This is a genomic window from Pseudoxanthomonas mexicana (assembly GCF_001556105.1).
GTDB lineage: Bacteria > Pseudomonadota > Gammaproteobacteria > Xanthomonadales > Xanthomonadaceae > Pseudoxanthomonas_A > Pseudoxanthomonas_A mexicana_A.
Window position 1 is genome coordinate 1 of record NZ_LSIF01000027.1, and the last position, 26,248, is coordinate 26,248.

A 26,248-nucleotide genomic window follows, 5' to 3' on the forward strand; every position below is an offset into this window, starting at 1 on the left:
CCGCCGCGACTGAGCGCGGCGACCTGCGTGGTGATCTCGCCGGTACGCTGGCGATCGCGCTCGGCTTCGAGCTTCAGCTCGGCCTGGCGGCGACGGCCATCCTCCAGCTCCCTGCTCAAGGCATCCACGTCGGCGACGCCACGCTCGGCCTGCAGCTTCGCCAGCTCGTCATGGCGGCGCACCAGCGACTCCGCATCGCGTGCGTGGTCGCGCGCCTGGGTGAAGACGGCTTCCGCCTGTTTGAGCTGCGCACGCGTATCGACCAGGTCCGTACCGGCGCGGTCGCGCTGCAACTGGGCAGCCACTTCCTGCGCCAGCAGGTTCGCATGCGCACGCTGGCGCTCGCGCAGCGCGCGGCGCAGGCCGGTCAGGCGCGGGCGCGCGCCTTCGATGGTGGCGCGCTGATCGGCCAGCTCCACCTTCGGTGCGATCTCGGTCTGCAGGCGATTGCGTTGCGAGCGCAGCGACAGGCCGTCCTCGAACGAACGCACATCGGCCCGCGAGGATTCCAGCTTCACGTGCAGCTCGGCCAGGCCCTGCTGCAGCTGGCCGATCTCCTTCTCCACGTCGAACTGCTCGTTGCGTGCGCGCTGGTAGTCGTCCAGCACCGCCTTGTCCTCGAACACGTCGAACACCAGCTGCAGCAGTTCGCGCGGCGAGAGCTGGCACAGCTTGTCGGTCGCGCCCTGCTCCAGCGTCAGCACGCGGCAGATCGCGCGGCTCAGGCCGGCGCCCGCCAGGCGCACGCGGTAATCGCGCACGCCCAGCCAGTCGCCGCCCTGGTCCAGCGTTTCCACCGGCACGTCGCCGGCGACGATCTGGTAGTCGCGCGACCAGTCGCCGCCACGCTTGCGGATGCGGCAGGCGATGGTGACCTGCTCGTCCATGTGCGGGAAGAACGCACGCTTGCCGCGCCGGTCGACCGGATTGCTGACCACCGCGCGCAACCACGCATACGGCTTGCCGTTGTGGCGCAGGTAAGTCTTGTAGTCGCGCGCCATGTCGCGGTCGTCGATGGCGAGCAACGTGCGCAGCGCATCGAGCAGCGTGGTCTTGCCGGAGCCGTTCGGCCCGACCACGGTGATGACCGACGCGTCCAGCGGCAGCGTGTAGCGCTGCCAGTAGTCCCAGTGGACGACTTCCAGGCTGCGGAACTCAAACATCGGCCTGCTCCTCGTTCGCTTCGTCCACGTTCTCGTCCGGCGGCAGGTCGGGCGCGTTCGCCTGCGAGGCGCGCGCCTCTTCGATCACGTGCGCCAGCGCGCCGTCCATCACGCGGCTGGCGATGCGTTCGTAATCGAAGGCCAGGTCGAGCAACGGACCTTCCTGGATGCGCTCGCGCCGGCGCACGATGAAGCCGTGCCGCTGCAGCGTGCCGAGGTTCATCTGCAGGCGGCCCTTGCCGCCCAGCTTGTCGGCGAAGTCGGCCAACAGCGTGCGCTCGTTGATCGGCTCGATCAGTTCCGCGCCCACCGGCACCGGCTTCAGTTCGGCAAACATCTGTTCCTGCTCGTGCTGGCGGTCGCCTTCCTGCCGCGCGATCTGGCGCTGGCGCTTCGGCAGCACCAGCAGTGCCCACAGCACGACGAGCAGCGCGACGGTGTCGCGGCCCAGCGACAGGTTGCTGGCTGCCCAGGCGTCGCCATGGCCGAACACCTCGCTCTCCTGCTGGCGCGCGATGCCGACGGCGACGTGCGCCGCATAAGGATGTTCGAGCAGGCGCAGGCCGGTGGCGGCAAGGCGACGGTCGAGATCGTCGCGCAGTTCGGCGTCAACCAGCACTTGGCGCACGGCGCGGTCGTCGCGCGGCAGCCAGCGTTCGGCGAGCAGCCGCGCGATCAGGGAAGCAATGGGGTCGTTCATGCGGTACGGGCTTTCTTCTTGCGGGAAGGCGCGGGCGTGGCCTGCGCTTCGGGGGTCTGCGGCAGCAGGCGGCCGCGGCTCATGTAAGCCACGCCGGCGCGCTGCACGGCTTCGAATTCGGCATCGACATGCCACTGCATCGGCAGCTGCGCCAGCGAGGCCGCGACACCGTGGCGGTTCTCGGCGCCGGCATCGCCGATCAGGCCCAGCAGCGACAGCCGGTACGCGCTGACCGCGAAGCCATCCTGCGGCACCCAGTCGGAGAGCGGCGCTTCGCTGTCGAGCGCAGCGAGCTGGTCGAACCACTGCTCGGCATGGCCGTAGTCGTTCTGCACGACCGGCGCCGGCGTTTCCATCGGCGCCACCTGCGATGGCGGCAGCGAAGCGTCGTCCTGCGCGGCCCGCTCGCGTTCGACCAGTTCGTACTCGGCCACGTCCAGGGCGATCGGACCGAGCGCGAACGCCGGCTGCGGCATGCGCGCGAGCACGTCGTCGGCGAGCGCCGCGAGCGCCGTGGTGTCGAGCACGCGCAGGTAGCGGTTGACGTCGGACGACGACAGGCCGCTGGCACCGAGATGCACGCGATGGCGATCCAACTGGTTCAGCGCGCGCTGGAATACCGACGCCTGCCGCAGCAGCGCGCTCTGCGCACGCCCGATCTGCTGGGCGACGCGGTGGGTGGCGGTGTCGAGCTCACCGTCGGCGGCGATGTCGCGGATCAGTTCCGTGCCCTTCTCCACCCACTGCCAGACCGACTGCAGGGTGTCGGCGGCGCGATGGATGCGGTGCTCGGAACCACTGAGCACGGCCTGGTCGAAGTCCTCGCGCAGCTCGTTGAGGCGCGACAGCAGGTGTTGAAGATCGTCGGCGCCGACGCGGCCCATGGCCTGCCCGGCCGCCAGCTGTGCGGTGACGTAGGCGAGTTCGTCGCCTTCGCGCTGGAACTGCAGCAGCAGGCCGATCGAGGCCAGCGCCTGCCGGCCGACCGGGCTGATGCGGTAGCGCTGGCTGGGGGCGTCCCACAGCAGCAGGCCGTTCTCGCGCAGGCGGCCGAGCACGGTGTCGAACTTGACCGGGTCGAGGTAGGCGAACTGGTCGCGCAGCTCCTGCGGCGACCAGTCTGGCGCCTGCCCGCGCTCGCCGATGGTGCGCAGGACCAGCAGGCGCACCATCACGCTCTCCTCGCCGCCGTGGAACAGCGTCGAGAAGGCCCGCAGCAGGTCGCGGGCATTGAGCAGGGGATGGAGGTCCGGCAGGTCGGCGGCGGCGAAGCCGGCGCGCAGGTAGTCGTGCAGGGGCGGTGAGGCGGTATCCATGAAGGGCCGGGAACCTGGGTAGCCCCATGGTCCCCGAGCCGCCCGCGCCGGACAACTCTTGCAAGGCGGCCGGGTCTGTGCCCTGCTGCGCGCCACGGATGCCGCTTGCGCCGGACGCCCGGTCGCGGCATCGTTCGCCTTTCCATACGCACGCGTATCCACCACTCGCATGATGTCGACCGCCGCCGCCACCGACGCTTCGCCCTACCCGCACCTGTTCACCCCGCTGGACCTGGGCTTCACCACGGTGCGCAACCGCGTGCTGATGGGCTCGATGCATACGGGTCTGGAAGACCGGGCGAAGGACTTCCCGCGATTGGCGGCCTACTTCGCCGAGCGCGCGGCCGGCGGCGTCGGCCTGATCGTCACCGGCGGCTTCTCGCCGAACCTGGTGGGCTGGCTGAAGCCCTTCGGCGGCAAGCTGTCGTGGCCGTGGGAAGCGCGGCCGCACCGGTTCGTCACCGAGGCGGTGCACGAGCACGGCGCGAAGATCTGCGCGCAGCTCCTGCACGCCGGCCGCTACGGCTATCACCCGCTGACGGTGGCGCCGTCGAAGATCAAGGCGCCGATCAACCCCTTCACCCCGCGCGCACTGTCGGCCCGCGGCATCGAGCGCCAGATCAACGCCTACGCCAACGCGGCGAAGCTGGCGCGCGACGCCGGCTACGACGGCGTCGAGATCATGGGTTCGGAGGGCTATTTCATCAACGAATTCACCGCCCCGCGCACCAACAAGCGCAACGACGCCTGGGGCGGCACGCCGGAGAAGCGCATGCGCTTCGCGGTGGAGATCGTCCGCCGCGTCCGCGAGGCGGTCGGCCCGGATTTCATCCTCATCTACCGGCTGTCGCTGATCGACCTGGTCGACGACGGCAACCAGTGGGACGAAATCGTCGCGCAGGCCAAGGCGGTGGAAGCGGCCGGCGCGACGATCATCAATTCCGGCATCGGCTGGCACGAGGCGCGCGTGCCGACCATCGTCACGTCGGTGCCGCGCGCGGCCTTCGTCGACGTCACCGCCAAGCTCAAGCCGCATGTGCGCGTGCCGCTGGTGGCGACCAACCGCATCAACATGCCGGAGGTGGCCGAAGGCATCCTCGCCGCCGGCAAGGCCGACATGGTGTCGCTGGCCCGTCCGCTGCTGGCCGATCCGCAGTGGACGGCCAAGGCGCGCGCCGGCCGGCCGCAGGCGATCAACACCTGCATCGCCTGCAACCAGGCCTGCCTGGACCATGTGTTCGAGAACAAGCTCGCCAGCTGCCTGGTCAATCCGCGCGCCTGCCACGAGACCGACCTCACCTATAAGAAGACGTTCGCGCCGAAGACCATCGCCGTGGTCGGCGCCGGTCCGGCCGGCCTGGCCTGCGCGACCGTCGCCGCCGAGCGCGGCCACCGGGTGACGCTGTTCGATGCCGCCGACGAGATCGGCGGCCAGTTCAACTACGCCAAGCGGATCCCGGGCAAGGAAGAGTTCCACGAGACGCTGCGCTACTTCCGCCATCGGCTGGAGGAGACCCGGGTCGAGGTGAGGCTGTCCTCGCCGGTGACCGCCGCCGACCTGGCCGGCTTCGACGAGGTCGTGCTCGCCACCGGCATCAGCCCGCGCAAGGTCGCCTTCGCGGGCGCCGACCACGCCAAGGTGGTCAGCTACGTCGACGTGCTGTCCGGCCGTGTCACCGTCGGCGCACGCGCGGCGCTGATCGGGGCGGGCGGCATCGGCTTCGACGTGGCCGAGTACCTGACCCACGAAGGCCACTCGCCCTCGCTGGACCCGGCCCGCTGGATGGCCGAATGGGGCGTGGACCCGACCTTCGAGGCCCGCGGCAGCCTGGTGAAGCCGCAGCCGGAACCGCCGGCGCGCGAGGTCTGGCTGCTGCAGCGCAGTGCCGGCAAGCCGGGTGCCCGGCTGGGCAAGACCAGCGGCTGGGTGCACCGGGCCACGTTGAAGGCCAAGCAGGTGACGATGCTGGGCGGCGTGGAGTACCTGGGCGTCGACGACGCCGGCCTGCGCATCAAGGTGAGTGGCGCCGAACAGGTGCTGCCGGTCGACCACGTGGTGGTCTGCGCCGGCCAGGAGCCACGCCGCGAGCTACAGGCGGACCTGATCGCCGCCGGCCGGACGCCGCACCTGATCGGCGGCGCCGACGTGGCCGCGGAGCTGGACGCCAAGCGCGCGATCGACCAGGGAAGCCGCCTCGCCGCCGGCCTGTAGATACAGGGTCCGGAGGCGATTTCCGGGCCTCGCCCTGCGACGCTCTTCACAGTTTCCAGCCAGATCGATACCCCCGGCGTCAAGCCGGTCCGTTCAGGCCGAGTTGGGACTACCCCCCCTACCTTGCGCCGACTTTCCGGCCCGCCGCCCAGTTCAGGCGGGCTGAGCCCGGCGCTCGGATCCCTCTGATCCGGCCTTGCCGGTCCCCGGGCAGCCCGTGTGACGGCTGCCTCCCCATGACGCCCTGCCGCATGTCCCAGGTTTGCCGCTCCCATCGTGACGGGAGAGGCAGGGGTGCGGGAAAGACGGAGCAAGGAGTTCCCATGAAACTGGCCTGGATCCTATGGCTGTCGCAGATGTTGCCGCAGCCGGCCGCCGATTCGCTTTGCCTCAGCACCACCGTATACCTGGAAGCGCGCGACCAGACCCTCCGCGGCCAGCAGGCCGTCGCCGAGGTCGCCCTGCGCCGTCGTGACAGCGGCCTGTGGGGCGATTCCGTCTGCTCCGTGGTCACCGCCCGCAAGCAGTTCGCCCCGACCATCGTCGGCCCGAACACCCGCCTGAAGAACCCGGACGCCTGGGCCAAGTCGGTCACTGTCGCCCTGAACGCCGAACGCAACTGGGCCCTGCCGCCGGGCCAGCGCAAGGAGATCGTGCCGGGCGCCAGCCACTTCATGGCGCACCAGATCGCCAGCCCGAGCTGGCGCAACGCGTACCACGTGGCGACGATCGGCGATCACACGTTCCTGCGCGTGCAGAAACTCAAGCCGCGTTCCTGAGACGGCACGTCGTGTGGTGCGACGGTCCGTTGCACCGCACATCACGCTGGAAACATTCGAGGCCCGCGATAATCGCGGGCCTTTCTTTTTCCCGGGGACACCAGATGAAGCTCTACACCAAGCCTAACGCCTGCTCCACCGCCGACCACATCGCACTGCAGTGGACCGGACAACCGTTCGATGTGCAGGTGATGACGGCGGCGGAAATGAAGGAACCGGCCTACCTGGCGATCAATCCGACCGGCGCGGTGCCGGCGATCGTCGATGGCGATTTCGTGCTGACGCAGAACGCCGCGATCATGGGCTACATCGCCGACACGTATCCGGACGCGAAGCTCGCTGGCGATGGCTCCCCGCAGCAGCGCGCGCAGGCCTCGCGCTGGCTGTCGTTCGTCAACTCCGATGTGCACCCGGCGTTCCACCCGCTGTTCGGGCCGGCGCGCTTCATCAACGACGAGGCGCAGTTCGATACCGTCAAGGACGTCGCACGCAAGCGTCTGCGCGGTCTGTACGAAAGCGCGGAAAAACAGCTGGAAGGCCGCGACTGGCTGGCCGGCTTCCGCAGCTACGCCGACCCTTACTTCTACATCACGCTGCGCTGGGCCGACCGCATGGGCGTCGACCTGTCCGGCCTGCCGAACATCGCCGCCTTCAAGCAGCGCATGGAAGCCGATGCCGGCGTGCAGGCGGCGCTGAAGGCCGAAGGCCTGGCCTGACCGTTGCGACGGCGCGCGTCAGACCACGGTCGCGCGCACGTCTTCCAGCCAGCGCGTGGCGAAGGTGTGGTCGCGCGCCTTCGTCAGCGCGGTGGCCACGTCCGGCAGCAGCGCCACCAGTTCGTCCGCATCGGCGCAGCGCTCGACCTTGAGCTGCAGGAAGTAGCCCTTCAGGCCGATGTGCGAACGGATGTCGTCGGTGATGCGCGCATACAGCAGGTTGTAGCGGTCGGCCGCCGTCTTGGTGGAGGCCTGCAAGGCATCGTTCGCCTTCGGCGTGGCGACGGCCGCCAGCACCCACGCGGCACCCGAACGCCGCTCGATCAATCCGTCCGCGGCCAGTTGCTGCAAGGCATCGTCTGGCGCATGCAGCCCGCTCATCATCGCGCGCAGTTCGTCGTCGTTGCGCTGGCCATCGACCAGCAACAGGATCGACCGCAACCCCGCCGGCAACTTGCGCGTGCGTTGCTGGATCTCGTTCCGTCCTGCGTCGGTCTTGCACCACATCGTCTGCATGGCGTTCCCCTGTGTGCGCCACGGGCCCCTCCCGACGGTCGCGACACACCCCTTGATCCCGCCAGTAGTACCGCGGACGCGCGGTCCCGGGCTGCCACGCGGGTCACACAAACGACACGGGGCCGCCCGACCTTGGTCGAAGCGGCCCCGCAGGTTCCCGCTGGAATGGCTCAGCGCTGGTCGATCGGCACGAAGGCCAGATCCTCAGGCCCCGTGTAATTGGCGCTGGGACGGATGATCTTGCCGTCGATGCGCTGCTCGATGACGTGCGCGCTCCAGCCGCTGGTACGCGCGATGACGAACAGCGGGGTGAACATCGCCGTCGGCACGCCCATCATGTGGTAGCTGACCGCACTGAACCAGTCGAGGTTCGGGAACATCTTCTTGATGTCCCACATCACCGACTCCAGGCGCTCGGCGATGTCGTACATCTTCATGCTCGACTGCTCGGCGGAAAGCTCCTTCGCGACGTGCTTGATGACGTCGTTGCGCGGGTCGCCGGTGGTGTAGACCGGATGGCCGAACCCGATCACCACTTCCTTGCGTTCGACGCGCGCCTTGATGTCGGCCTCCGCTTCATCGGGCGACTCGTAGCGCTTCTGCACTTCGAAGGCGACTTCATTCGCGCCGCCGTGCTTCGGGCCGCGCAGCGCGCCGATGCCGCCGGCGATGGCCGAATGCATGTCGCTGCCGGTGCCGGCGATGACGCGGCAGGTGAAGGTGGACGCGTTGAACTCATGCTCGGCATACAGGATCAGTGAGGTGTGCATCGCGCGCACCCAGCTCTCCTTCGGCGGCTCGCCATGCAGCAGGTGCAGGAAATGCCCGCCGATGGAGTCGTCGTCGGTCTCGACGTCGATGGCGCGACCGTTGTGGCTCCAGTGGTACCAGTACAGCAGCATCGAGCCGAGCGAGGCCATCAGCTTATCGGCGATGTCGCGCGCGCCCGGATGGTTGTGGTCGTCCTTCTCGGGCGACACGCACCCCAGGATCGACACGCCGGTACGCATCACGTCCATCGGATGCGCCGACGGCGGCAACTCTTCCAGCGCGGCCTTCACCGCCGCCGGGATGCCACGCAGCGACTTCAACTTGGCCTTGTACCCGGCCAGCTCGGCACGGTTGGGCAGCTTGCCGTGCACCAGCAGGTAGGCGACTTCCTCGAACTCGCTGGTGGTGGCCAGGTCGAGGATGTCGTAACCACGGTAATGCAGGTCGTTGCCGGTGCGGCCGACGGTGCACAGTGCGGTGTTGCCGGCGGCAGTGCCGGACAGCGCGACGGATTTCTTCGGCTTGAAGCCGGGCGCAGGCGTGGTGTCGCTCATGGTGGACTCCCTACTCACTTCTTTGCGGAAAACAGGGTATCGAGCTTCTGCTCGAAGGCGTGGTAACCGATGCGGTCGTACAGCTCCTCGCGGGTCTGCATGGTGTCGACCACGTTCTGCTGGTGGCCATCGCGGCGGATGGCCTCGTAGACGTTCTCTGCGGCCTTGTTCATGGCGCGGAACGCCGACAGCGGATACAGCTGGATCGCCACGCCGACCGAGGCCAGTTCGTCGCGGGTGAACAGCGGCGTCTTGCCGAACTCGGTGATGTTGGCCAGCACGGGCACCTTCACCGCGTCGACGAAGCGCTGATACGTCGGCAGGTCGTAGGCGGCCTCGGCGAAGATGCCGTCGGCGCCGGCTTCGACGCAGGCCATGGCGCGCTCGATGGCGGCATCGACGCCTTCGACCTGGATGGCGTCGGTACGCGCGATCAGGAAGAAGTCCGGATCGGTCTTCGCGTCGGCGGCGGCCTTGACGCGGTCGACCATTTCGCCGGCCGACACGATTTCCTTGCCGGGACGATGACCGCAGCGCTTGGCGCCGACCTGGTCCTCGATGTGGCAGGCGGCAGCGCCGGCCTTGATCAGCGACTTCACCGTGCGCTCGATGTTGAACGCGCTGGGACCGAAGCCAGTGTCGATGTCGACCATCAGCGGCAGGTCGCAGACGTCGGTGATGCGGCGCACGTCGATCAACACGTCTTCCAGCGTATTGATGCCGAGGTCGGGCAGGCCGAGCGAGCCCGCGGCGACGCCGCCGCCAGACAGGTAGATGGCCCGGTAGCCGGCGCGCTTGGCCAGCAGGGCGTGGTTGGCATTGATGGCGCCGATCACCTGCAGCGGGGATTCGGCGGCAAGGGCGGCACGGAACTTCGCGCCTGCGGAAACGGAACTCATGGGAACTCCTGTCGATCTGGCGCCCGGATGTGCCGGCCGCCGGAGGTGCGTGAAGGGTACGCCCCTCTTCGGGTCGCAAATCTGGCACCATCCGCAGGGTTGATCAATCTTGATCGAACGAATCAATATTTCAGCATGGCCGCCTCCACCGATCTGTTGACCGCCCGCGAGACCTGCCACCTGCTCGGCATCAGCCAGGCCACGCTGTATGCGTACGTCAGTCGGGGCCTGCTGGAGTCGCGCCCCGGCAAGGACCACCGCAGCCGCCTGTACCTGCTGCAGGACGTGGAAAGACTGGCGCAGCGCAAGCAGGTGGGTCGCGGCGCGGCGCGCGGTGCGGCGCAGAGCCTGGACCGCGGCCTGCCGGTGCTGGAAACACGGATCTCCTTGATCCGGCCCGACGGCCCCTATTACCGCGGCCGCTCGGCGATCGTGATGGTGCATGAAGGCGCCACGCTGGAAGACGTGGCCCGGCAGCTCTGGGACAGCGGCACAGACGATCCTTTCGCCGCGCCCTCACTGACGCAGTGGCCGACGGTCGTCGCACCCCTCGCCGGCGACGCCTCGCTGCCGCCACTGGAACGGGCGATGGCCGCCATCCCGCTGCTCGCGCTGGATGTGCGCCATTCCTTCAGCTTCGCCCCACGCATGCGCCATGAGATCGCGGCTGGCCTGTTGCGCCACAACGCCGCGCTGCTGGTGGCCCGCCCTCCGTCCGACGCGCCGGTGCATCGCGTACTGGCGCAGGCCTGGCACCCGGATGACGATGGCTTCGCCGAACTGGTGCGTGCCGCCCTGGTCGTGTGTGCGGACCACGAACTCAATGTGTCCGCCTTCGCCGCACGCGTGGTCGCCTCCACCGGCGCGCACCTGCATGCGACCGTGTGCAGTGGCTTGGCGGCGTTGTCCGGCCCGCGCCACGGTGGCGCCACCGCACGCGCCTACGCACTGATCGGCGATGCATCCGAAGCACGGTCGCCACGCGCCTTCATCGCCCAGCGCTGGCAGCGTGGCGACGACCTGCCCGGTTTCGGCCATGCGCTGTATCCCGAGGGCGATCCCCGCGGCGCGGAACTGTTGCTGCGTGCGCGCGAGCGCCATGCGGGTACGCGAGAAATGGCGGCGCTGGAGACCTTGATCGTCGCGACCGAGGAGATCAGCGGGCTGCGTCCGAACATCGACTTCATGCTCGCCGCAATCTGCCACCTCAATCGCCTGCCGGCGACACCGGCGCTGGTGATGTTCGCCGCCGGACGCCTTGCGGGCTGGCTGGCGCACGCATTGGAACAACAGGCGCAGGGACGATTGATCCGTCCACGCGCGAGCTATACCGGCGTCACCCCACCTGCAACATCGCCCTGATGTACTGAGCGCATGCAGCGGCGTGCGTTTGACATCGTCGGCACATGCGGTGACCCTGCCTTGGCCCGCTTCCCGCCGCTGCTGCAATGCGCCCTGCCCTGACCCTGTGCCTGCTGCTGACGATGATGATCCCCACCACCATCGCCCGGAACACCGACACACCCGACGCGACCACGGCCGGAGGTGCGCCGATCTCGATCCCGTCGCCGCCGGCATGGCTGCGCGACCTCGACGCGCTGTACGACGCAAAGCTGCGCGTCGCCGGGTTGGAAGATCGCACGTTCAACGCCGAGCACTGGTGGTCGGTCGCCACACCGCTGCTGGAAAAAAAACGCGGGTTCCGCACCGAAGACATCGGACGCAGCGTGGAGGATCGTCCGCTGCGGCACGTGCGCTGGGGCACGGGCAAGACCTCGGTACTGCTGTGGTCGCAGATGCACGGCGACGAGAGCACGGCGTCGATGGCGCTGGCCGACCTGTTCCGTTTCCTCGGCGAGCATCCGGAGCATCCGCTGGTGAAGCAGCTGCACGCGCACGCCACGCTGCACGTCTTCCCGATCGTCAATCCCGACGGCGCCGCGCGCTTCCAGCGCCGCAACGCGCAGGGCATCGACCTCAATCGCGATGCGCGCGTGCTGGCCACGCCCGAGGCACGCACGCTGAAGGCGCTGTTCGACCGGGTGAAACCGGTGTACGGCTTCAACCTGCACGACCAGCGCGTGGGCTACCGGGCCGGCGATTCCGACCGCGGCACGGCCATCGCATTGCTGTCGCCGCCTTACAACCATGCCGCCGACGTCAACGACGTGCGCACGCGCGCCATCGAAGTGGCCGGCGTCATCCGCACGGCGCTGGAACCGTATCTCGCCGGCCATATCGCGCGCTGGGACGAGACCTTCGATCCACGCGCGTTCGGCGACCTCACCACGCAATGGGGCGCCAGCACCGTGCTGATCGAAGCCGGAGGCATCGAAGGTGACGTGCAGAAGCAGCACCTGCGCAAGCTGTACTTCCTCGGCATGGTGGCCGCGCTGGACAGCATCGCCACCGGCAGCCACGTGGGCGTGTCGCCCGCGCTGTACCGCGACCTGCCGGAGAACGGTGATGTGTGGCCCGACCTGCTGGTGCGCGGCGGCACGGTATCCGTGCCGGGCCGGCCACCGCTGCACGCCGACCTGCTGGTCAATTTCCGCAATCCGCTCACGGAAGCCGACGGCGCGATCGCCGATGTCGGTGACCTCGGCACGAAAAAGGCGCGCCGCAGCATCGATGCACGCGGGCTGTTCGTCGTGCCGATTGCCGGCCATGCCGGCGAACGCACGGTCATCGAGGCGAACGATGACGCCGACGAGGATGCCCGCGCACCGCTGCCGCTCGCGCCCGGCAGCAGCGCACGCTTTGTGCTGAGCCGCGATCCGCAGGGCCGCGACGTGGTGTGGACGCTGGACGGCAGTGTGGACCCGGCGACGCCTTCGCCGCCGAAGCCCTGAATCAGCTGCCGACGTCGGGACCGCGCTGCAGCGCGCGCCTTACCTCCTCGAGCGCGTTGGGATCGTCCAGCGTCGAGAGATCACCGGGATCGGCGCCCTGTGCCAGCGCCTGCAGCGAACGCCGCAACAGCTTGCCCGAGCGGGTCTTCGGTAGTGCGTTGACGATGTAGACGCGCGCCGGGCGCGCGACCGCGCCGAGGCGCTGTTCGACCGTGCGGCGCATGCCATCGGCGGCCTGTACGCGTTCGTGCGGCTCCTCGGTCGCCTGGCGCAGCGTGGCGAACACCACCGGCACCTGCCCCTTCAATTCATCCGCCACGCCGATGACGGCCGCTTCGGCCACCGCGGGGAAACCGGACACGGACTCCTCGATCTCGCGCGTGCCCAGGCGATGGCCGGCGACGTTGATGACGTCGTCGGTGCGCCCGAGGATGAAGGTATAGCCGTCCTCGTCACGGATCGCCCAGTCCAGTGAGCTGTACAGCAGTTCCTTGAAGTGGCTGAAGTAGCTGGACAGGAAGCGCGCGTCATCGTTCCAGATCGTGGTCATGCAGCCCGGCGGCAGCGGCGGCTGCATCACCAGTACGCCCTTCTCTCCCGGCCCGACCTCCTCGCCCGTGCCCTCGTCGACCACCTTCATCCGGTAGCCGAGGTTCGGGAAGCCCGGCGAACCGAAGCGCACCGGCTTCATGTCCAGGCCCGGCAACAGCGTCAGCGCTGGCCAACCGGTTTCGGTCTGCCAGTAGTTGTCGATCACCGGCTTGCCGATCGCATCGGTGATCCAGTGTGCGGTCGGTTCATCCAGCGGCTCGCCCGCGAGGAACAGGTACTTCAGCTCGGACAGGTCGTGCCGCTTGATGAAATCGATGTCGTGCTTCTTCAGCACGCGCACCGCGGTCGGCGACGAGAACATCGTGCGCACGCCGTACTGCTCGCACAGCGCCCACCAGATGCCGGCATCCGGATTGATCGGCAGGCCTTCGTACAGCACCGACGTCGCACCGACGATCAACGGGCCATAGACGTTGTACGAGTGGCCGACGGCCCAGCCGACATCGGAGGTGGAGAACATCACCTGCCCCGGCCCGACATCGAACACGGTACGCATCGACAGCGCCATCGCGACCGCATAGCCGCCGACATCGCGCTGCACGCCCTTCGGCTTGCCGGTGGTGCCGGAGGTGTAGAGCAGGTAGCTGGGCTCGTTCGATTCCAGCCATTCCACCGGAACATCGGTATCGCCGACCTCGGCACGCAGCGTGGCGTAGTCCTCGTCGCGACCCTCCACTTTCGGCTCGGCCGGATCGAGGCCGCGCGACACGACCAGCACTTTCGGTGGCGGCGTGGCAGCCTGTGCGCAGGCTTCGTCGACCAGCGGCTTGTATGGAATCACCTTGCCGCCGCGGCTGCCGGCATCGGCGGCGATCAGCAGCTTGGGCTGTGCGTCGTCGATACGCAGCGCCAGGTTATGCGCGGCGAAGCCGCCGAACACCACCGAGTGCACCGCCCCGATGCGCGCGCAGGCCAGCATCGCGAACACCGCTTCGGCCATGTTCGGCATGTAGATGACGACGCGGTCGCCGCGGCCGACATCGAGCTTCTTCAACACGGCGGCGAACGCATTCACTTCGCGATACAACTCGCGGTAGGTCAGTTCGCGGGTGACGTCTGTCTCGGTGGATACCGCCACCAGCGCGAGCTGGTCGCCGCGCTCGGCAAGATGGCGATCCACGGCGTTGTAGCAGAGGTTGGTCTGCCCACCGACGAACCAGCGGCGGAACGGCGGCGTCGAATAATCCAGCACCTGCTGCGGCGGCGCATGCCAGTGGATCGCCTTCGCTTCCTCGCCCCAGAAGGCCTCGGGCTGCTCGATCGAGCGCCGGTAGACGTCTTCGTATGCCATGCGATCCTCCCAGATGCAGCGACTGTGAGCAGCATAGTCCCGCGTCATGGCAGCGGCCTTCCTACCTTGGTCGCATGGCGCCTCATGGAGGCGTCAGCCCGCGTAACTCGACACGCGTCGCAACGCTCCCGCTTAATGATCGACGGGATTTTGTGCGTACGAAAACGCGTCCCCACAACGCGAAACGCCGGGCGATGCCCGGCGTTTCATGCAGATCCTGCGACCTCGGATCAGCCCAACAGGTGCGCCACGCCGCTGCGCTCTTCTTCCAGTTCGCCCAGCGTCTTGTCGATCGCGGCCTGGCTGAAGGCGTCGACCGGCAGGTCCTTCACCATCGTGTACTCACCGTTCTCGGTGGTGACGGCGAAGCCGAACATCACGCCTTCCGGAATGCCGTAGCTGCCGTCGGACGGAATGCCCATCGTCACCCACTTGCCGTTGCTGCCCAGTACCCAGTCGCGCACGTGATCGATGGCGGCATTGGCGGCCGAGGCGGCCGACGACAGGCCGCGCGCTTCGATGATCGCGGCGCCGCGCTTGCCGACCTTCGGGATGAACTCGTTCGCGTTCCAGTCGGCATCGTTGATGCTGTCCTTCAGCGACGTCCCGTTCACGGTGGCGAAGCGGTAATCCGGGTACATGGTCGGGCTATGGTTGCCCCACACGACCAGCTTCTCGATGTCGCCCACGGCGACGCCGGCCTTGTTGGCCAGCTGCGACAGCGCGCGGTTGTGGTCCAGGCGCAGCATGGCGGTGAAGTTCTTCGACGGCAGGTCCGGCGCCGACTTCATCGCGATGTAGGCATTGGTGTTGGCCGGGTTGCCGACCACCAGCACCTTGACGTTGCGGCTGGCGACCTTGTTCAGCGCCGCGCCCTGGGCGGTGAAGATCTTGGCGTTTTCCAGCAGCAGGTCCTTGCGCTCCATGCCCGGGCCGCGCGGACGCGCGCCGACCAGCAGGGCCACGTCGACGTCCTTGAACGCGACTTCCGGATCATCGGTGCCGATGGTGCCAGCCAGCAGCGGGAACGCGCAGTCTTCCAGCTCCATGATCACGCCCTTCAGCGCGGCCTGGGCTTTCTCCAGCGGCAGCTCGAGCAGTTGCAGGATGACCGGCTGGTCCTTGCCCAGCATTTCGCCGGAAGCGATGCGGAACAGCAGCGCGTAGCCGATCTGGCCAGCAGCGCCGGTGACGGCAACACGGACGGGGGTTTTCATGATGCGGATCCTCGGGGTTACGTAGGGCGGGCCCAGGCCCACCGCGTGGGGAAAAGGTGGGCCAAGGCCCACGCGACGGTTACTTCAACTCGGCAAAGAATTCCTGGAAGCGTTGCAGGCCCGGCGCCAGCTGCGGCGTCGGACAGGTGTAGCTGATGCGCAGCGCGCGCGGCTCGCCGAACGCCGAGCCCGGCACGCAGGCCACGCCCTTGGCATCGAGCAGCGCGTTGCAGAAGTCGACGTCGTTCCCGATCTTCACGCCATCGTGCGACTTGCCGAACGCGCAGCTGATGTCGGGGAATACGTAGAACGCGCCCTGCGGACGCGGGCAGACCACGCCGGGAATCGCCTCCATCGCCGCCAGCACCTGGTCGCGCTTGGCCTGGAACTCGGCGTTTTTCGCGACCGGCACGTCCTGCGGACCGGTCAGCGCGGCGATCGCCGCGGCGGTGACGACTTCCGGCACGTTGGTGATGTGGTTGGAGTTCATCGTGGTCAGCGCTTTCGCGACAGACTCGGGACCGGCCATGAAGCCCACGCGCCAGCCCGGCATGCCGTAGGTCTTCGACAGCGAGTCGACGAACACCGTGCGCTCGCGCAATTCCGGCCGTGCCTGCACGAAGTTGGTGTACGCCAGCCCGTCGAACAGCATGCGGTTGTAGATGTCGTCGGTGATGATCCAGGTCTCCGGATGCTTCACCAGTACGTCGGCCAGCGCAGCGACTTCATCGCGCGTATAGACCATGCCCGTCGGGTTGGACGGGTTGTTGAACAGGAAGACCTTCGGCTTATGCGTCGCCAGCGCATCGTCGAGCTGCGCCGGGGTCAGCTTGTAGTCCTGGCTGGCCGGGCACGGCAGCGGCACCGCTTTCACGTTGACGATGTCGGCGATGTCGGCGTACGTGGTCCAGTACGGCGACGGATACGCGATGGTGTCGCCCTCGTCCAGCAGCGACTCGGCCAGGTTGTACAGGATGTGCTTGGCGCCGATGCCGGTGGACAGGTTGGCGCGCGTGTAGCCGGTCAGGCCCAGCGCTTCGATGTGCTGCAGGAAGGCATCCAGCAGTGCGTCGGTGCCGCGGTTGCTGCCGTACTGGCCGGAGTCCTTCGCCAGCGCGTCGCGCGCGGCCTGGTAGACGTGGTCGCCGGGCAGGAAGTTCGGAACGCCGATGGAAAAGCTGATGATGTCGCGGCCATCGGCCTTCAGCTTCTTGGCCTTCTCGGCCACCGCCATGATCGCACTTGGCTTGGCGCGACCGATGCGCCGGGCAAGCAGGGGCATTGCACAACCTCGCGTGGAAAGGTCAGGGAGCGTCGCCGCCGTCTTTTTTTGCGGCGCAAAATGGTATCACGGCACCCCACCGCGACCGACTAGCCCATGGTCTAGGCCGGCGGCGTCACGCCTCCGCGCTCACTGGTAGTCGACGACGTCGCCCAGGTCGTAGTTCTCGTCGAAATAGGCCTGCCACTGGGCATAGGCTGCGCGCAGGCAACTGGGCGTGCCGCAGGCGTCCAATTGCCGGGTCGCGGCGGCCACCGTGCGGTCGCCATCGGGGTACCGGTCCGCCAGTTCCTTGAACTGCGTGCGCATGCCGGCGTCCAGCGCACCGAACTCCTCGTGCCCGCAGACGAGCGCGGCGCGCACGCTGCCCACCGGCGCATCGGTATCGCAGCTGGCCGGAGCGGCGCCCCTACCGGCGATACGGACCGCTTCGGCGACGTCTGCGCGGTCGCGCGCGGTCAGGCGGCGCACGAAGCCCAGGCCTTCGGTCTGCCCGCCGCCCCAGGTGATGCGCAGCGTGAACGCGCTCTCCGTGGTTGCATCGGGGACCTTGCGCACGGTGACGGTCTCGCTGGGGCCGGTATCGGAGGTCACGTGCAGGGCCAGCGTGCCGTTGTCCAGGTCGACATCCTCGACCTTGCCGTCCAGCCAGGCGCCATCGCGCACCACGCGCAGGCCGCCGCTGGCTTGCCATTCGAAGAGGTAGAGCGCTTCGGCGTCGTCGCCCTCGCTTTCCTCGGTGCTCCACAGACCCTCCAGGCTCCGCTGGAAGGTTTCCGCGGTGGACTGCTCCACCTCCGGCGTCGCGGCGACGGGGTCGGCACCGTCATCCTGGCGGCAGGACGCCGCCATCAGAACCGTCGCGAGCAGCAGGGCCATGCGCATCGGGCGCAGGCAATCATCCTTCATGATGGTGCTCCCAAAGAGAAGGGCCGGTCAGTGACCGGCCCTTTCATTCCATCACGCGGACAGGAAGCGGTTCCACTCCGCCACGCGCTCGGCCTTGGCGGCCAGCACGGCATCCGTATCGCCCGCGATGGTGACCTTGGTGATCAGGTCGCCCTGCTTCACCGCATCCACCACGTCCAGGCCTTCGGTGACCTTGCCGAACACGGTGTGGCGACCATCGAGGTGCGGGGTGGGCACGTGGGTGATGAAGAACTGGCTGCCGTTGGTGTTCGGGCCGGCATTGGCCATCGACAGGACGCCGCGCTCGTGGCGCACGCCGTTGTTGGTCTCGTCTTCGAAGCGGTAGCCCGGTCCGCCGCGACCCGAGCCTTCCGGGCAGCCGCCCTGGATCATGAAGTCGGCGATCACGCGGTGGAAGTTCAGGCCGTCGTAGAAGCCGCGCTTGGCCAGGTTGACGAAATTGGCCACCGTCAGCGGGGCCTTGTCGGGGTACAGCTCGATCGTGATCGGGCCGTGCGAGGTGTCGAAGGTGGCGGTCAGCTGACTCATGGAACGGTTCTCCAGGGGTGATTGAGGGAACTGCGGGGCACTGCCGGCAGCCTCTTGCGTGCACGGGGCACTCGCGGGGCGGGATGCGGCGGGCCGGGCCTGCCAGGCAGGTCCGGCCCTGTTGCCAGATCACGGCGCCGGCCGGGGATTTCAAGGGCTGGCCCCCGCGACGGCGTTCATTCTGGCGTTTTTCGATAAATCAGGTGCTTAGCGCACCATAGCCCGCTATAATACGCCGCTTCTTTCCGCCCACGTCCTCGCGCCCTGCCCCTTAGCAAGGGGGTATCCGGGTGCGCTTTTCCGATCCCAGAATCCATGTCCATCGAAAACCTCCGCAATATCGCGATCGTCGCGCACGTCGACCATGGCAAGACCACCCTCGTCGACCAGCTGCTGAAGCAGTCCGGCACCCTCTCCGAGCGCACCGTGCTGGCCGAGCGCGTGATGGACAGCAACGACCAGGAAAAGGAACGTGGCATCACGATCCTGGCCAAGAACACCGCCATCACCTGGCAGGGCAACCGCATCAACATCGTCGACACCCCGGGCCACGCCGACTTCGGTGGCGAGGTCGAGCGCGTGCTGTCGATGGTCGACACCGTGCTGATCCTGGTCGACGCGATGGACGGCCCGATGCCGCAGACGCGCTTCGTCACCCAGAAGGCGTTCGCGATGGGCTTCAAGCCGATCGTGGTGATCAACAAGGTCGACCGCCCCGGCTCGCGTCCCGAGTGGGTCGTGGAGCAGGTGTGGGACCTGTTCGACCGCCTGGGCGCCACGCCCGAGCAGATGGATTTCCCGATCGTCTACGCGTCGGCTCTGAACGGCTACGCCGGCCTGGAAGACAGCGTGCGCGGCGGCGACATGACCCCGCTGTACGAAGCGATCATGCAGCACGCGCCGATCCCGGAAGTGGACCCGGAAGGCGCCTTCCAGATGCGCATCAGCCAGCTGGACTACAACAACTTCGTCGGCGTCATCGGCATCGGCCGCATCCAGCGCGGCACGCTGAAGAAGAACATGCCCGTCGCCGTCATCGACCGCGAAGGCAAGAAGCGCCAGGGCAAGGTGCTGCAGGTGCTGGGCTTCCTGGGCCTGGAGCGCATCGAGCAGGACAGCGCCGAGGCCGGCGACATCATCGCCATCTCCGGCATCCAGGACCTCACCATCTCCGACACCATCTGCGCGCTCGACACGCCGGAAGCGCTGCCCGCGCTGACGGTGGACGAACCGACGATCTCGATGACCTTCCAGGTCAACAACTCGCCGTTCGCCGGCCAGAAGGACCTGTCGGGCGGCAAGTTCCTGACCAGCCGCCAGCTGAAGGAGCGCCTGGAGCGCGAGACCGTGCACAACGTCGCACTGAAGGTCGAACAGCTGGAGGACGCCGACAAGTTCCTGGTTTCCGGCCGTGGCGAGCTGCACCTGTCGGTGCTGATCGAGAACATGCGTCGCGAAGGCTACGAGCTGGCGGTGTCGCGTCCGGAAGTGATCATCAAGGAAATCGACGGCCAGCTGATGGAGCCGATCGAGCAACTCGTCGTCGACGTGGAAGAAACCCACCAGGGCGGAGTGATGGAAAAGCTGGGCGTCCGCAAGGGCCAGCTGAAGAACATGGAGCCGGACGGCAAGGGCCGCGTGCGCCTGGACTACCAGATCCCGGCGCGGGGCCTGATCGGTTTCCAGAACGAGTTCAAGACGCTGACCCAGGGCTCGGGCCTGCTGTTCCACGTGTTCGACCACTACGGGCCGAAGGAACAGGGCGCCATCGCCAAGCGCCTCAACGGCGTGATGATCGCCAATGCGCCGGGCGCCACGCCGGCCTACTCGCTCGGCCCGCTGCAGGAACGCGGCAAGCTGTTCGCCGCCGAGGGCGACAACGTGTACGAAGGCCAGCTGATCGGCATCCACTCCAAGGACAACGACCTGACCGTCAACGCGATCAAGACCAAGCCGCTGACCAACATGCGCGCCTCGGGCAAGGACGATGCCATCCAGCTGACCCCGGCGATCAAATTCTCGCTGGAACAGGCGCTGGACTTCATCGACGATGACGAGCTGGTGGAAATCACGCCGAAGGAAATCCGCCTGCGCAAGAAGTTCCTGACCGAAAGCGACCGCAAGCGCGCCTCACGCGCGGCCTGATCGCCGCACCGCGCCTTGGAGACCTCCGCGTACAACCCGGACCCCAAGGCGCACCCCGGCCTGCACGCCATCGCCCTGTTCGAGGGCGCCAAGGGCATGCTGGCCCTGGCCTTCGCAGGCGGCTTGCTGGCGCTGGGACCGGACCGCCTGCGCGAGAGCGTGCAGGCGATCGTCAGCCGGTTCGTCACCGACGCCGGCCCCGGCGTGATGGGTCACTGGCTGGACAAGATCAATCCGGGGTCCGTCCACATCGCCGTGCTGGTCATCGCGGTGTACGCCGGCATGCGACTGCTGGAGGCCTGGGGCCTGTGGCGTGCCCGCGCCTGGGCGTCATGGCTGGGCTGCATCGGCTCGGCCGCCTACCTGCCACTGGAAGTCCACGCGCTATACCGTCACCCCGGCTGGCCGACGGCCGCGCTGCTGCTCGTCAACCTGGTGGTCGTATGGGTGTTGTGGCGCGACATCCGACGCCGCAGGAACATTTGACGCGCGGCCCGGCGGCTGCGTAGCCTGCGGCAACTCCGCGAAGGTGACAGCATGCGTCGATCCCTGCTGCCGTTAGGCCTCACGCTCGCCCTGGCCGCCTGCCAGCCGACGACGCCACCGGCCGCGATGGACACCGCGCCCACGGACTTCATCTACGCCGAACTCGACATCGCCGACCTGCAGGCGCGCATGCAGTCCGGCGAGCTCGACAGCCGGAAACTGACCAAGGCTTACCTGGACCGCATCGCCGCCGTCGACAAGGCCGGGCCCCAGCTCAACGCGGTCATCGAGCTGAACCCGGATGCGCTGAAGGAAGCAGCCCTGCGCGACGTCGAGCGGCGGGCCAACACCGTGCGCGGCCCGTTGCATGGCATCCCGGTGCTACTGAAGGACAACATCGACGCGGTGCCGATGGCCACCTCGGCCGGTTCGCTGGCGCTGAAGGATTTCCGCCCCGGCCAGGACGCCTTCCTCGTGCGCCGCCTGCGTGATGCGGGCGCGGTCATCCTCGGCAAGGCGAACCTGAGCGAATGGGCCAACTTCCGCTCGTCGCATTCCACGTCCGGCTGGAGCGGCCGTGGCGGCCAAACCCGCAATCCCTACGCCCTCGATCGCAATCCCTGCGGATCGAGTTCGGGCAGTGCGGTGGCAGTCTCGGCGAACCTCGCCGCGATCAGCGTGGGCACCGAAACCGACGGCAGCATCCTCTGCCCGGCCGCAATCAACGGTGTCGTCGGCTTGAAGCCCACGGTGGGCCTGGTAAGCCGGCAAGGCATCCTGCCGATCTCGCACAGTCAGGACACCGCCGGCCCCATCGCCCGCAGCGTGTCGGATGCCGCCTTGCTGTTGGCCGCGCTGGCAGGACGGGATGCCGCGGATGCCGCGACCACGCAGGCAACCTGGAACACCACGCTGGACTACAGCGCGCGCCTGAAGCCAGGCGCGCTGAAAGGCGCGCGCATCGGCGTGCTGCGGAGCAAGGCGGCGATCCATCCCGATGCCGCCGCCGCACTGGAAGGCGCCATCCAGGTGATGCGTGAAGCCGGGGCGATCATCGTGGACGCGGAAATCCCCACCGATGGCCAATGGAATGCCGATGAGCTCGAATTGATGCTCTACGAGTTCAAGTACGGCGTGGAGCGCTATCTGACCGAACGCAAGGCGCCGCTGACCACGCTGACGCAGTTGATCGGCTACAACGATCGCTATCGCGTCTCCGAGATGCCGTTCTTCGGCCAGGATCTGTTCGAGCAGGCCAATGCAAAGGGCGGCCTGGGCGAAGCGGCATACATCAGCGCCCGCAGCCGTGCGCGCCGCCTGGCGGGTCCGGAGGGTATTGATGCCGCGCTCAAGGCCCAGCAGCTGGTGGCGCTGATCGCCCCCACCACAGGACCTGCGTGGCTGACCGACCACAAGGCCGGTGATCACTTCCCGGGTGCCGGTTACGGCGCTGCCGCCGTCGCGGGCTATCCCAGCCTCACCGTGCCGATGGGGCACAGCGATGGCCTGCCGCTCGGTATCGTGTTCATGGGGCCCGCATGGAGCGAGGCGCAACTGATTGCGTTGGGCTACGACTATGAACAACGCACGCGGGCGCGCAAACCGCCCGAGTATTGGCCCACGCTGCCTTCGCGCACGCTGCGCCCCTGACAAGCAGCGTGCAAGTGTGAGGTGTTTTCTGCACGGGAATGCTTGCAGGCGCTGCGCGTTCGTGGCGTCATAGCCATCAATCAGCAGCGGGGACCACACGCGTGGAGTCAGGCGCGGACCGGGCATCGGAACTGCGGGCATTCAGTGGATCCGGATCCACTGCCCGCCGGCGACAGCGCAACCTGAACTCGCTGGCGTGGGGCGTGCTGGTGATTGCCTGCCTGTTGTCGCTGTGGTCCGGCATCACCGCGTGGCAGCAGGCCCGCGAGCACGCCCGTGCGCAGTTCGACGCCCGCGCCGACGCCGTGGCCACGGCCGTGGCCACGCACATGAACGCCTACGAGGACACCGTGCGCGCCGCCGCCGCCGTGCTGGAGGGGCGCGCGGATATCGAACATGACAGCTTCTACGCATTCGTGGAGAAGCTGCAGGTCCCTACTCGCCAGTCAGGCGTGCACGGGCTCGGCTTCGCCCGCCTCGTACGGCACGACGAACGCGAGGCCTACATCGCCGCGCAACGCGCACGCTATGGCGACGCATTCGCCATCCATCCCGCTGGCGAACGCAGCGAGTACGTGGTCATCGACATCCTGTATCCGGATGCGCCAGGCATGCGGCCGCTGCTCGGCAAGGACGTGATGGCCGAAAGCCAGCGCCGCGACGCCATCGAGTCCGCGCGCGACAGTGGCGAACTCGCCGCCGCGCCGCTGGTGGCACTGGGCGATGCCGCGAAAGGCAGCACCGGCGTCGCAGGGTTCCTGCTGTACGCACCGGTGTACGCCAATGCAGTCGCCGCGCGTGATGGCGTAGAGGCGCGCCGTCGCCTGCTACGCGGCTTCGCCACCGCCGGCTTCGGTTGGCAACAGGTGATGGAAGACGCGATCGGCCGCGCCGGCGGCAGCGAGTTCGACCTGCAGCTGTTGTCGCGTGGGCACGGGGATGCGCCGATCTTCCAGACCCGGGCACTGGCGCGTCGCCATGGCGACGATTGGCGACCGGCGTTCACGGCGCAGCGTGAACTCCGCCTGCTGGGCAGCGAGTGGCGTCTGGTCCTGAACTCGCCGCCCATGCACGAAGCGCTGCCCAGCCTCGTACCCATCGTGCTGCTGACGGCGTGCGGGATCGGCCTGGGGTTGCTGCTGTTCCTGCTGCTGCACAACCTGGCGCGCACGGAACGGCGCAGCCGTGCACTGCTGGATGCCGTCGCCGACCATTTGCCCGCGCTCATCGCGTACATCGACGGCAGTGGCCGCTACGGTTTCGCCAACCGTGCCTGCCGCGCCTGGTCGGGCACGCAGGAGGAATGGAGTGAGCGGCACATCGACGACGTGCATGCCACCGCGCCGGTGTTCCTTACCTCGCTCAAGCAGGCCATGCAGGACGGGACGCCGGACCACTGGATCGCGTGGGAGGCCGAACTGGGCCAACCCGCGCGTCCCGTGCACCTGTACCTGGTGCCGGACGTGGAGCCCGGCCGCAAGGTCGTTGGCTGGTACCTGATGGGCAACGACGTCAGTGAACAACGCCAGGCGCACCGTGAACTGGCGATGGCCCGCGACCACCTGAAGCGCGTCACCGACCGCCTGCCCGCCCTGATCGCGCAGTTCGACGCCGACCATCGACTGGTCTTCCACAACCGCGCCTTCGCCGAGCAGGTGCGGTGGCGAAGCCCACCCCGGGCCGGTGTCCACATGCGCGACCTGTTCGGTGAGGAAGCCTACCTGCGCCGCGCGCCGCACATCGAGATGGCGCTGTCGGGGCGCGATGGCGAATTCGAGAGCAGCTTCAGCACGACCGACGGCACGCGGAGGATGCACAGCTACTACACGCCGGACCTCGACGAAACCGGCAAGGCGTGCGGTTTCTTCGTCATGTCCGTCGACACCACCGAAAAGGCCCGCCTCGAACATGCCTTGCACGATGCCAACGAACTCGCCGAGGTCACCCTGACATCGATCAGCGAGGCCGTGATCACCGTGGATATCGAGCGTCGCGTGACCTACATGAACCCGGCAGCGGAAGCGCTGTGCGGCTGGCGCCTGGACCAGGCGCTGGGCCAGCCGCTGGACCAGGTCGCGCCGCTGGTGCGCATCCATGCACCCGCCGTAGACGAGGAAGAACCCCACGCGATGGGACAGCCGGGCGACCTGCAACTGGTGCGCCGGGACGACAGCCATCTGCTGGTCGAGCGTTCCCTGTCCTCCATCCACGACCGCGACGAGCGCATGGTCGGCACGGTAATGGTGTTGCGCGACATCACCGAATCCCGCGCACTCAGTTCGCGCATGACCTACCTGGCGCACCACGATGCGCTCACCGGCCTGCCCAACCGGCTGCAACTCAACGAGCGCCTGGGCCAGGCCATCACGCATGCCACCAATCACGGCAACGGTATCGCCGTGCTGTTCCTGGACCTGGACCTGTTCAAGCACGTCAACGACGCGCTCGGCCACCATATCGGCGACGAACTGCTGCAACAGGTAGCGCGCCGCATCCAGCGCAACATCGGCAATCTCGGCACGGTGTACCGCACCGGCGGCGACGAATTCGTGGTGCTGCTGCCCGACATCCTGACGCGTGATGGCGTACTGCAGATCGCAGACCGGCTCTTGGCGCTCGGTGGCACGCCCTACACCGTGGCATCGCACGAACTGCACCAGGCCTTCAGCATCGGCATCAGCCTGTTTCCGGAGGATGGCTACGACGCCGCCACGCTGATGATGCGTGCGGATGCTGCCATGTACCTGGCCAAGCGCAACGGCCGCAATGCCACGCGTTTCTACACACGCGAACTGGCGTCGAGCGTGGATGCCCGCATCGAACTGGAGAACAGCCTGCGCCGCAGCCTGCGCACGGGCGATCTTTCACTGCACTACCAGCCACAGATCGATCGCGTCAGCGGCCGCATCGTCGGCGTCGAAGGGCTTGCCCGCTGGCAGCGGGGCGACCGCCTGATGCTGCCGGGGGAGTTCCTGCCCATCGCCGAAGAGACCAACCTCATCGTCGACATCGATCAGTGGGCGATCCGCGCCGCGTGCCGGCAGAACCGGATCTGGCAGCAGGCGGGCCTTCCGCCGATCCGCGTCTCCGTGAACATCGCCGCCGCCAACTTCGACACGGACGATCTCGTGGACACGGTGGTGGAGGCGTTGCAGGACAGCGGACTGCGGGCGGAATTCCTCGAGCTGGAGGTCACCGAGACCACGCTCATGCGCGACGTGCAGCGCACTGATCGAACGTTGCGCGCGCTGAAGGCACTGGGCGTCCGCATTGCCATCGACGACTTCGGCACCGGCTTTTCCAGCCTCAGCTACCTGGGCAACTACGGCTTCAACGTGCTGAAGATCGACCAGTCGTTCGTCCGCGACGTATCCGAACCGAACCAGGCCGCCATCACGCGCGCCATCATCAGCCTGGCCGCACAGCTGCAATGCCGCACGATCGCCGAAGGCGTGGAAACACTCGAACAAGCCGCCTGGCTGGCCGCCAACGGCTGCGACGAGCTACAGGGCAACTACTTCAGCAAACCGGTACCGGCAGCGGAGTTTGCGAAGCTCTACGCGCGTGGAACGACCTGGAACATCCCGCAAACCGCGATGGCCGCGCCCGGGTCGTGACAACGGCTTCCG

Annotated in this window: 20 protein-coding genes; 9 read left to right on the forward strand and 11 right to left on the reverse strand. The window is 67.8% G+C overall.

What is annotated here, in order from left to right; genetic code table 11:
* The 3 genes from AX730_RS03990 to AX730_RS04000 form a co-directional block, all read right to left on the reverse strand.
* A partial coding sequence (locus tag AX730_RS03990; protein ID WP_157074092.1) for an ATP-binding protein occupies positions 1 to 1,163 on the reverse strand: 1,163 nt, incomplete at its 3' end.
* Complete coding sequence (locus AX730_RS03995; RefSeq protein WP_062352318.1) at positions 1,156 to 1,863, reverse strand: hypothetical protein; 708 nt, start codon at positions 1,861 to 1,863, stop codon at positions 1,156 to 1,158. The genes AX730_RS03990 and AX730_RS03995, both read right to left, overlap by 8 nt.
* Complete coding sequence (locus tag AX730_RS04000) at positions 1,860 to 3,179, reverse strand: hypothetical protein (RefSeq protein ID WP_062352320.1); 1,320 nt, start codon at positions 3,177 to 3,179, stop codon at positions 1,860 to 1,862. Before AX730_RS04000 ends, AX730_RS03995 begins: the two co-directional genes overlap by 4 nt.
* Positions 3,180 to 3,351: 172 nt before the next feature.
* Between AX730_RS04000 and AX730_RS04005 the strand changes: the two genes are divergently transcribed.
* From AX730_RS04005 to AX730_RS04015, 3 genes are all read left to right on the forward strand, one after another.
* Positions 3,352 to 5,391 carry an NADPH-dependent 2,4-dienoyl-CoA reductase gene (locus AX730_RS04005; RefSeq protein WP_062352726.1) on the forward strand — a complete coding sequence of 680 codons (2,040 nt, stop codon included), beginning with the start codon at positions 3,352 to 3,354 and terminating at the stop codon, positions 5,389 to 5,391.
* A 323-nt stretch (positions 5,392 to 5,714) separates the two neighbouring features.
* Entirely contained in the window at positions 5,715 to 6,170 is a 456-nt protein-coding gene (locus tag AX730_RS04010) for a cell wall hydrolase (protein WP_062352321.1), read from the forward strand.
* 104 nt (positions 6,171 to 6,274) lie between these two features.
* A complete protein-coding gene (locus AX730_RS04015; RefSeq protein WP_062352323.1) occupies positions 6,275 to 6,886 on the forward strand; it encodes a glutathione S-transferase family protein in 612 nt (203 codons plus the stop codon).
* A gap of 18 nt (positions 6,887 to 6,904) precedes the next feature.
* Here the strand turns inward: AX730_RS04015 and AX730_RS04020 are convergent, their stop codons facing one another.
* The 3 genes from AX730_RS04020 to prpB all read right to left on the reverse strand — a co-directional run bounded on the left by AX730_RS04020 (position 6,905) and on the right by prpB (position 9,626).
* The gene (locus AX730_RS04020) at positions 6,905 to 7,402 is read right to left on the reverse strand and encodes a hypothetical protein (RefSeq protein WP_062352324.1); all 498 of its coding nucleotides are present in this window, start codon (positions 7,400 to 7,402) and stop codon (positions 6,905 to 6,907) included.
* Between the two features lie 170 nt (positions 7,403 to 7,572).
* On the reverse strand, positions 7,573 to 8,727 hold the full coding sequence (gene prpC, locus AX730_RS04025; RefSeq protein WP_062352326.1) for a bifunctional 2-methylcitrate synthase/citrate synthase: 1,155 nt from the start codon (positions 8,725 to 8,727) through the stop codon (positions 7,573 to 7,575).
* A gap of 14 nt (positions 8,728 to 8,741) precedes the next feature.
* Positions 8,742 to 9,626 carry a methylisocitrate lyase gene (gene prpB / locus AX730_RS04030; protein ID WP_062352342.1) on the reverse strand — a complete coding sequence of 295 codons (885 nt, stop codon included), beginning with the start codon at positions 9,624 to 9,626 and terminating at the stop codon, positions 8,742 to 8,744.
* 135 nt (positions 9,627 to 9,761) lie between these two features.
* Between prpB and AX730_RS04035 the strand changes: the two genes are divergently transcribed.
* Both AX730_RS04035 and AX730_RS04040 read left to right on the forward strand, forming a co-directional pair.
* The gene (locus AX730_RS04035) at positions 9,762 to 10,988 is read left to right on the forward strand and encodes a citrate synthase family protein (protein WP_062352345.1); all 1,227 of its coding nucleotides are present in this window, start codon (positions 9,762 to 9,764) and stop codon (positions 10,986 to 10,988) included.
* Positions 10,989 to 11,074: 86 nt separating this feature from the next.
* The gene (locus AX730_RS04040) at positions 11,075 to 12,478 is read left to right on the forward strand and encodes a M14 family zinc carboxypeptidase (protein ID WP_062352348.1); all 1,404 of its coding nucleotides are present in this window, start codon (positions 11,075 to 11,077) and stop codon (positions 12,476 to 12,478) included.
* Between the two features lies 1 nt (position 12,479).
* Here AX730_RS04040 and prpE read toward each other — a convergent pair whose 3' ends face one another.
* From prpE to AX730_RS04065, 5 genes are all read right to left on the reverse strand, one after another.
* Entirely contained in the window at positions 12,480 to 14,429 is a 1,950-nt protein-coding gene (gene prpE / locus AX730_RS04045) for a propionate--CoA ligase (protein WP_083537709.1), read from the reverse strand.
* 182 nt (positions 14,430 to 14,611) lie between these two features.
* Positions 14,612 to 15,598 carry a malate dehydrogenase gene (locus AX730_RS04050; protein WP_062352354.1) on the reverse strand — a complete coding sequence of 329 codons (987 nt, stop codon included), beginning with the start codon at positions 15,596 to 15,598 and terminating at the stop codon, positions 14,612 to 14,614.
* 79 nt (positions 15,599 to 15,677) lie between these two features.
* Positions 15,678 to 16,880, reverse strand: coding sequence for a pyridoxal phosphate-dependent aminotransferase (locus AX730_RS04055; RefSeq protein ID WP_062352357.1), 1,203 nt, complete (start codon positions 16,878 to 16,880; stop codon positions 15,678 to 15,680).
* A gap of 129 nt (positions 16,881 to 17,009) precedes the next feature.
* A complete protein-coding gene (locus tag AX730_RS04060) occupies positions 17,010 to 17,789 on the reverse strand; it encodes a hypothetical protein (protein ID WP_062352360.1) in 780 nt (259 codons plus the stop codon).
* A gap of 51 nt (positions 17,790 to 17,840) precedes the next feature.
* Positions 17,841 to 18,338: a peptidylprolyl isomerase gene (locus tag AX730_RS04065; protein WP_062352370.1), complete on the reverse strand. Its 498-nt coding sequence runs from the start codon at positions 18,336 to 18,338 to the stop codon at positions 17,841 to 17,843.
* Positions 18,339 to 18,653: 315 nt separating this feature from the next.
* Here AX730_RS04065 and typA point away from each other — a divergent pair, with 315 nt between their 5' ends.
* From typA to AX730_RS04085, 4 genes are all read left to right on the forward strand, one after another.
* Positions 18,654 to 20,483: a translational GTPase TypA gene (gene typA, locus AX730_RS04070; RefSeq protein WP_062352373.1), complete on the forward strand. Its 1,830-nt coding sequence runs from the start codon at positions 18,654 to 18,656 to the stop codon at positions 20,481 to 20,483.
* A gap of 15 nt (positions 20,484 to 20,498) precedes the next feature.
* On the forward strand, positions 20,499 to 20,969 hold the full coding sequence (locus AX730_RS04075) for a DUF2127 domain-containing protein (RefSeq protein ID WP_062352376.1): 471 nt from the start codon (positions 20,499 to 20,501) through the stop codon (positions 20,967 to 20,969).
* Between the two features lie 51 nt (positions 20,970 to 21,020).
* Positions 21,021 to 22,619, forward strand: coding sequence for an amidase (locus AX730_RS04080; protein WP_062352379.1), 1,599 nt, complete (start codon positions 21,021 to 21,023; stop codon positions 22,617 to 22,619).
* 101 nt (positions 22,620 to 22,720) lie between these two features.
* A complete protein-coding gene (locus AX730_RS04085; RefSeq protein WP_062352382.1) occupies positions 22,721 to 26,236 on the forward strand; it encodes a bifunctional diguanylate cyclase/phosphodiesterase in 3,516 nt (1,171 codons plus the stop codon).
* Positions 26,237 to 26,248 lie beyond the last annotated feature (12 nt).